Source organism: Winogradskyella sp. (genome assembly GCF_013213835.1).
GTDB lineage: Bacteria > Bacteroidota > Bacteroidia > Flavobacteriales > Flavobacteriaceae > Winogradskyella.
The window spans coordinates 1-8,045 of the sequence record NZ_JABSSU010000019.1; the positions used below are offsets into that span (position 1 = coordinate 1).

Consider the following 8,045-nt stretch of genomic DNA (forward strand, 5'->3'; position numbering starts at 1 on the left):
TCATGATTATCATTTGCGCATAAATATGTGGTTTCTGATTTCTTTACTGCTTGATAAGCACCTGTGTTTGTTCTCTTATAATGGATAACTTCTATAGGTAGTCCTCTCAACCATTCATTATCTGTTGGTGGTGTCACAGGAAAAGACAAATAATCACCACTATCTGGGGTCACTAAAAAACGATAAGAAGTTTTACCAATATTTTCAGTTTTATCACCATAATATTCATCTACTAAGCGATAACCAATTGTATTTCCTTGATACGTATTAAAAGGACTTCCTGGAATCGCTGGTCCACCTGAAAGCCCACCTAGCTGTCCAAAAATATGATGTGGGACTGCAAAATATGGAACACTTAATATCACACCTGAATCATTATAATCATAAGTTTTCTTAGATACCACGTTATCACCACTGTCTAAAAATTCAATTTGTTTGATGCGCTTACCCGAAGAATATAAGATCCCATTTTCACCTAGTACTTGCTGACTCCAAGTGAGACTTACAATAAATGAATGAATCAAACTTTCCTCTAATGTATAAGGTGGTAGCTGCCAATTATTCACTATTGGATCTACTGTTAACCTGTAGTTTCCTTGAGGTAGACTAATCGGAGAAGAATTTGTATACAGGTTATAAATAGTACTATTATCTAGATTCTCTACTTTAATTTGGAAATTACAATTAGTAGGTGCGTTGGTACTAGAACACTGCACATTTTGATCATATCCAGGATTTGGCGAGTTTGATAAATTCGTCCAATCAGGTAGTTGAATATTGATTGTTGCAAACCCAGACATGGAACCAACTGTAAAGTCTCTAACATAAGCAGTTCCATTGTAAAATTGATCACTCAAATGTGTCAACCTAACTTCATCATTCAGTCCCACTGGGTTAATCATTGGAAAAGTAATATCTGAATATTCTTGACCTCTGTAACCTCGATTGTGCTCATATGAGAATCGCGTGCTTCCACCAGTTGGATAGCTTATTTTCTTAAGCATTCCTGCTTCCGCATATATGGTATCTACAATGCGACTACTACCTCCAAAGTTTAAAAAACGTCCATTATTAGATCCATTATAATATCCCCAAAAATCTTGCGAGTTAGAGAATTTATTTGGTAAAGGTGTATTATTATAGTCAAACTTATATGGTGGCTTAGATATTCCATTTTGGCCATATTCAGTTATTGAATCAAGTACTAATCTCTTCTTAGAAGATAAAGGATCTAATTGCACTAATAACTCATGATAGTTATTTGTTTCATTACTATTCATATAACTATGATGGAGGCTAAAGGAAGAAATCACTTGACCATGCCTATCATAAGATTTTACTTCATCAAGCTCTTTTGGATAATTAGATCCATTTAGTCTTACGTCTTGTCTTGTATCAATTCCTTCAAAAACTATCTTCTTATAAGTTGCACCATCACCACTATAATTATAACGAATCTCTTTGAGCTGTTGTTGAATTAGCTTAGTTCTACTGGCATGACTGTTATGTCCGGTCCCTTGTTGATTTTGATAGTATTCATCGTAAGATCGACTTATCGAATAAATAATTTCTTCATGGTAAATAAAGTTGGCGATATCACCATCTGGACTTTCTATTGTGGTAATATGCCAAGAATTTACAACTGGTATGCCCGTACCATTATTTGAAGTGTAAGTCGAGGTATTTTCAGTAAAAATATAGCTCTCTTCTGGTGAACTACTATTGGTCTTTGTAAATGTATATTTGAAACCTTCTTTATCAATGACTTCGAATCCTGTTAAACGATTAGGTGTGCTGATTTCATTGATAATAATATCATCAAAGTTCTGCACCAAAGGTTTCGAATCTTTATAATTAAATATGAACTTTGCTGATACGGATCCTATCTGTAGATTGAACTGATCTGGAATCTTATCAGGATCAAAACTGCCCGAGCTTGAACAACATGTCTCCAAATAAGGTTTTACTAAAGTAGAATCAGTAGGAAGGTTAGCATAATCACTTGCCATACTACTCCCAAAAAAACCATAGGACGCATCATCAGCTTTCATTCTTGTTTGTCGGGAAATTTGACCACCAGCATTTAAGGCCCATCCTAACCCCACTCTAGAAGCACTTTCTTCAACTTTTAATCCACGCGCATGATAACTTATAGAAACTGGGAAGGACTTGCCCCCAACCTCATAGGATGCTATAGGAACAGAAATATTTGGTAGTCCTGTATAATGAGATACAGGGACCTCTGTAAATTTACCAAGAGATGCAGCTTCAGGCGTTGGCGGCACAATATTAGGCAATTCTTGAGCATTAGATGTCCCAATCATAAAACATAATGCGACACCAAAATAACACATTAAACGATTTTTCATATGAAAGACTTTTTATTTAAATATTACCATTTAAAATTACCTCCTAACCAGATCATGATTAAAGAAAAGCCCTTACAATAAGTAATCCATCTCCTTAGAATTTCATCTACAAAACTTTTGAAAGATCTTCACCTCAAATATTAGATGTTTCTCTCTTTAAAAAATAAGGTAAAGCCTTATTAGCAATAAGGGAGTTTATCGATTATTGTAGTCTTATATGCCTAACTTGAGGTTTTATTTATTTTAGATGAAACTAAAAGCCTATAACCTGCAAGAAGTTCTAGTAGTACTTGTAATCATTGGTATATTACTACTACTCGCACTCCCTAATTTAATGCCGTTAATTAGTAAAGCTAAGAGCACTGAAGCGCAACTTCAGCTAGGTCATATCTATAATTCTCAAATGACCTACCGCTATATGTATTCGAAGTACTCAATGGATTTAAGTGAAATCGATTTTGAAGCTCCTAAAACTGTTGAAGAAGGTGGAAGGGCAAACTATAAATATGAAATTACGAGTGCAACAAATAATAGCTTTAAAGCCAGAGCCGAAGCTGTTACAGATTTTGATGGTGATGGTATTTTAAACGTTTGGGAAATTGACGAGAATGGTGCACCAAAACAAATAATTAAAGATTAATGCTTATCATCGTTAAGTGCATACTAATACTAAGTTTCCTTCTAGTATTCTTTCAAGATGTTAAAGAACGTCTGGTGTATTGGTTTCTATTTCCAATAATTGCCATCTGCTCTGGTATATTGATGTATCATAACATCATCCAGCAAACACTATTAATCACCTTAAGTATTAATATTGGATTTGTTCTATTCTTACTTGTAGTTGTCGGATTGTATTCCAAAATAAGACTCAAGACTTCTATTAAAGAAACCTTTGGCTTAGGCGATGGGCTCTTATTTCTTGCTTTAACCTTCACATTTTCTAATGTGACCTTTATTGTACTTTTTGTTTTTGGGATGATCTTCTCTTTGTTATTGCATCTTGCGTTAAAACAAAAATCAAAAATAGATACCGTACCTCTCGCTGGATATTTGAGCTTGTTCTTCGCTATAGCCTATTGTGCCTATTGGACAGGATTTTTAGAATCCGTATATATATTTTAAGTTGATAGAGAATTTTGACATAGCGACGGATCTTTTGCAGCTTGTATCTAGTGAACAGGCTTATCACTACAGAATTATTCCTGTATCTTCAGATAATGGTATTCTACACTTTAAATCTGACCAAGTATCTGAAGCTCTAAAACAGGAGTTAGAAATTGTATTGAACCAAAAGGTTTCACTTATCGAAACCCAAACTGAGCATATACAACAATATCTCACTGTAAACTTTAGACAACGTAATAACAGACAGTCTAAAGATCTGCATTACAGTGCTGATTTTCTTGAAAAACTTCTTCTAACTGCCAAAGATATAGGAAGTAGTGATATTCATTTTGAGCCATACGAACATAAATGCCGTGTACGTTTTCGATTAGATGGAAAACTTAAAGAGCAATTCGTAATTTCATCGCAAGAGTATCCGGTTATTGTCAACAAATTGAAGATAAAAGCTGGTCTTGATATTTCTGAAAAACGCTTGCCTCAAGATGGTCGTATTACTATAAAGACTGATGTTAACGAATTTGATATTCGTGTATCCTCTCTTCCAACCTTACATGGAGAAAAAATGGTGTTGCGTATTTTAAGTAAGGATGCTACCCATATCAATCTTGAAGACTTAGGATTTACCAAAAGTGAATTAAAGACATATCATGAAACCATTAAAAAACCCAATGGCATTATCCTAATCTCCGGCCCAACAGGTTCAGGCAAAACAACGACTTTGTACGGTACTTTAAAACACTTAAATGATGATCAAACCAATATCTTAACCATTGAAGATCCTATTGAGTATACGCTTGAAGGTATCAATCAAGTCCAGCTTAAGGAGAATATTGGTTTAGACTTTTCAAGTACACTCCGTACTTTCTTGCGTCAGGACCCTGATATTATAATGGTTGGTGAGATTAGAGATGCTAAAACAGCTAATATGGCCATCAGAGCTGCTTTAACTGGTCATTTGGTACTTTCTACAATTCACACCAATTCGGCTTGGGCAACCATTTCAAGATTAATTGATATGGGCATACCACCATTTTTAATTGCAAGCACACTGAACGCTAGTGTCGCTCAACGATTAGTCAGAAAATTATGCGACCATTGCAAAGAAGAAGTCAAAGTCTCAAAAGATATTTTTCCATCTCATTTCGAAATACCTAACGATTTATCTATGCATTACAAAGCTGTCGGATGCAACCACTGTTATCATACAGGTTATCAAGGTCGAAAAGCCATCTACGAAATTTTACCAATAGATAAGACTTTAATCAATCATATTAGAGATAATGATTTAGAAATTGATAATTATATCAAAGAACACAATATCAAAACATTAAAGCACAATGCCATTGAACTTATAAAGCAAGGTATCACTTCTGTAGATGAAGTCTATGCATTATTATCCGATTAGAATGAAAAATTTAATATATATATTCCTTTTTTGTATTAGTGTATCATTTGCTCAAAACGATGAGCAACAACGTATTGCACAAATTCGAAATCAATTAGAGGTCTTATCCACTGATATCACTGGTTTAAATGATGTGTTTAAAACTGAGATTAATGTCAACAATTTGACCTTGTCTAATTTACTTCTTGCTGTTGCTGAAGTTCATAAATTAAATATCAACCCTGCGCAAGAATTAAATACTCAAACCATTTCACCTAGTTTTCCGAATGTTGTGGTTTCTGATTTATTGGTATTTTTATGTAAAGAGTATCAACTTACCATTGAATTTACGGGCACTATTATGTCTGTAAAACGTTTTGTTAAAGATATTGAAGAGCCAGAGATTCGAGTTATTCCAATTAATTATAATCCATTAGATGATACCATTTCAATAAATGCTAAAGGTGATGCCTTATATGAAGTATTTAAACGTATTATGGATGAATCTGGTAAGAACTTAGTGTTTTCACCTGGATTAGATAATAGACTTGTAACATCATACATTCAAAATATGCCTTTTGATGCAGCTATGGAAAATTTGGCGTTTGCGAATAACTTATTTGTAGAGAAATCTAAAGAAGGTTTCTATGTATTTGAAGATAATAGTATTGTCACTAATACCAATTCACAAAAAGACAATCAAACACAATCACGACCAGTCCTTCGCAGATCGTCTAATTTCTTTTTTAATATAAAAGATAGAAAACGTCAAGAGCTTGAAGTGGATTTTAGCAATACACCGATTAGAGACATTATCACAGATATTGGTACTGAACTTAATATCAATGTATTCACCGCTACTCCACTTGATGACGCTGGAATAGCGACATTTAAAGCCAGATCCATCACTTTTGATGAACTCCTAAATAAACTTTTTGAATCACAACCTTTAACACCTAAACCAAGCAATACTGAAATCAGTAACAGAAACTCACCTAGCAATGCACAAAGCTCAAAACGTTTTAGTTTCAAAAAGGAGAATGATGTGTATTACTTCGGTACTGAAGATCAATTAAGTGTTAGAGAAGTTGCGATCATTCAATTACAGCATCGATCCGTTGAATTATTATCAGATCCTCAAGGTGGTAACATGCGAAGAAATGCAGGAAGAAGTTTTAACAATAGTATCAATTCCAACGGTAGCTTCAGTAATAGAAACTTCAATGATCAAAATGGTTTGAATACTAATTTTGGGAATAGAAATCAATTAAACACCAATAATACGGGTAATTTCAACAACTATTCAAATCAGGCTGAAGCACTAGTAAATATCTTACCTGACGAGGTGAAGCAAGATTTAGATATAAAAGTTGATTTTGAACTGAACAGCTTTTATGTCAATGGAACGAGTGTAAACATCGAACGTTTTAGAAAATTTATCAATAAAATAGATAAGCCTGTTCCTGTGGTACTTATTGAAGTTATGATACTAGAAGTGAGCCGCACATCAACTGTGGAAGCCGGTGTGAGTTGGGGTATCGGAAATGAACCAACTACCACTCAAGGCGCATTATTTCCTGAGGCTGACCTGACACTAGGTGCTAGTACGGTGAATCGAATTATTGGTAACTTCAATGGATTTGGTTCATTAAATATTGGTCGTGTTGTGCCTAATTTCTTCGCCACTATAAAAGCCATGGAAACTAATGGAGATTTAAAAATACGCTCTACTCCAAGACTATCCACGCTTAATGGCCATCGTGCGTATTTCTCTAATGGTCAAACTTCCTACTATACAGTAGTTGATCAAAATATTATTGGAACAGTTAACCCAATCACACAACGTGCTGAGAATTTTGTACCGATAGATGCGGAGCTTGGTTTAACGATTAAACCTTTGGTCTCTGGTGATGGTCAAGTCACTTTAGACATAAGTGTTATTCAGTCGTCATTTGGCGCACGTATTGCAGAAAATGCACCACCTGATATTGTATCGAGAGAGTTTACTTCACTGATTCGTATGAAGGATCAAGATATTGCCGTACTAGGTGGTTTAGAAGAAAACTCTACCAACAACTCCGGTTCTGGTGTACCGTTTTTAGCGAGAATACCATTAATAAAGTGGTTGTTTAGTAAACGTGTTCGTGAAGGACGAAAAGCAAAACTTACGGTATTAATTAAACCTACAGTGATTTACTAATGAAAGAAAAATTGCTTTCATATTTTAAATTCGGCAACTCGTTTTGTGGTGTTGAGCTCTCTACTGTTAATGGTAAAGAAGTCATTTATACCACTAGGTTAAAGCGATCTAAAAAAGAACTAGTAGTAGATAGCTTTTTCGAGGTGGATGCTATTAAGGGACTCCAAAAGCAACTAAAAAAACATACACCACTGTTTTTAGTATTGAATAACGATAAGGTGTTATCTAAACACATTGTAAGTGAACAACAAGACACCAAAAAGTTAGTCTACAAAGCATTTCCAAACATCAACTTAAATGACTTTTATTATGAAATTTTATCTCAAGAGCAACAGCATTTTATAAGCTTGTGCCGAAAGGAATATGTAGAGAAAATTATTGAGGTTTATCATATTTTAAATCTTCACATTACTAATATCTCTTTAGGTCATCATTTAGTAGGCACTATTTCTCAGTTTCTAAACAAAGAATTTGTCTTTAGTTCAAATTCTAAGATAACTCTTGAGAAGCATCGCATTACACAAATTGAAAAATCAGAAACTACCAATGAAATCTACCATATTAATGGTTTAAGGATTAAGAATAAACAACTCTTATCATTTTCCGGGGCTTTACAGTTACTGCTTAATACTAATTCAATACAAACGAACTTATCGGATCAAAGGGACACTTTAAAAGATAGTTATCATCAAACCCGATTTTTTAATCTATTTTTAAGAACGTCTGGTCTATTTATCCTTGGTTTGCTTTTGGTGAATTTTTTCTTTTTTAATCACTACTTTAATGAGGTGAGCGAATTGAGACAATTGTCACAAGTGAATCAGTCCACTAAAACACATATTTTATCTTTAGATAAGGTCGTTTCTAAAAAGCAAAAGTTAGTGGAAGATCTTCTCAAAAATAATGGCTCCAAATCGTCATTTTACGTTAATGAAATTGTTCATAGATACCTCAATCTATTTTACTG

General features: G+C 34.1%; 6 protein-coding genes. 5 read left to right on the top strand and 1 reads right to left on the bottom strand.

The genetic code is table 11. The annotated features are described in order from the left end of the window. Nucleotides 1–2,369: hypothetical protein (locus HRU50_RS15860; protein WP_296352276.1), on the bottom strand; the 2,369-nt coding region annotated here is incomplete at its 3' end. 247 nt (nt 2,370–2,616) lie between these two features. Between HRU50_RS15860 and HRU50_RS15865 the strand changes: the two genes are divergently transcribed. The 5 genes from HRU50_RS15865 to HRU50_RS15885 form a co-directional block, all read left to right on the top strand. Continuing rightward, a complete protein-coding gene (locus HRU50_RS15865) occupies nt 2,617–3,009 on the top strand; it encodes a prepilin-type N-terminal cleavage/methylation domain-containing protein (RefSeq protein ID WP_296352278.1) in 393 nt (130 codons plus the stop codon). Further along, complete coding sequence (locus tag HRU50_RS15870; RefSeq protein WP_296352279.1) at nt 3,009–3,491, top strand: hypothetical protein; 483 nt, start codon at nt 3,009–3,011, stop codon at nt 3,489–3,491. The genes HRU50_RS15865 and HRU50_RS15870 overlap by 1 nt, the downstream gene beginning before the upstream one ends. Before the next feature lie 4 nt (nt 3,492–3,495). Beyond that, a complete protein-coding gene (locus HRU50_RS15875; protein WP_296352285.1) occupies nt 3,496–4,899 on the top strand; it encodes a GspE/PulE family protein in 1,404 nt (467 codons plus the stop codon). Between the two features lies 1 nt (nt 4,900). After that, complete coding sequence (locus HRU50_RS15880) at nt 4,901–7,078, top strand: general secretion pathway protein GspD (RefSeq protein ID WP_296352281.1); 2,178 nt, start codon at nt 4,901–4,903, stop codon at nt 7,076–7,078. Next, the coding region (locus HRU50_RS15885) for a hypothetical protein (RefSeq protein ID WP_296352283.1) at nt 7,078–8,045 on the top strand (968 nt) is incomplete at its 3' end. The genes HRU50_RS15880 and HRU50_RS15885, both read left to right, overlap by 1 nt.

Bases quoted from the DNA above. Each gene is read 5' to 3' on its own strand.
- HRU50_RS15865 (WP_296352278.1), top strand. From the start codon at position 2,617: ATGAAACTAAAAGCCTATAACCTGCAAGAAGTTCTAGTAGTACTTGTA.
- HRU50_RS15870 (WP_296352279.1), top strand. From the start codon at position 3,009: ATGCTTATCATCGTTAAGTGCATACTAATACTAAGTTTCCTTCTAGTA.
- HRU50_RS15880 (WP_296352281.1), top strand. From the start codon at position 4,901: ATGAAAAATTTAATATATATATTCCTTTTTTGTATTAGTGTATCATTT.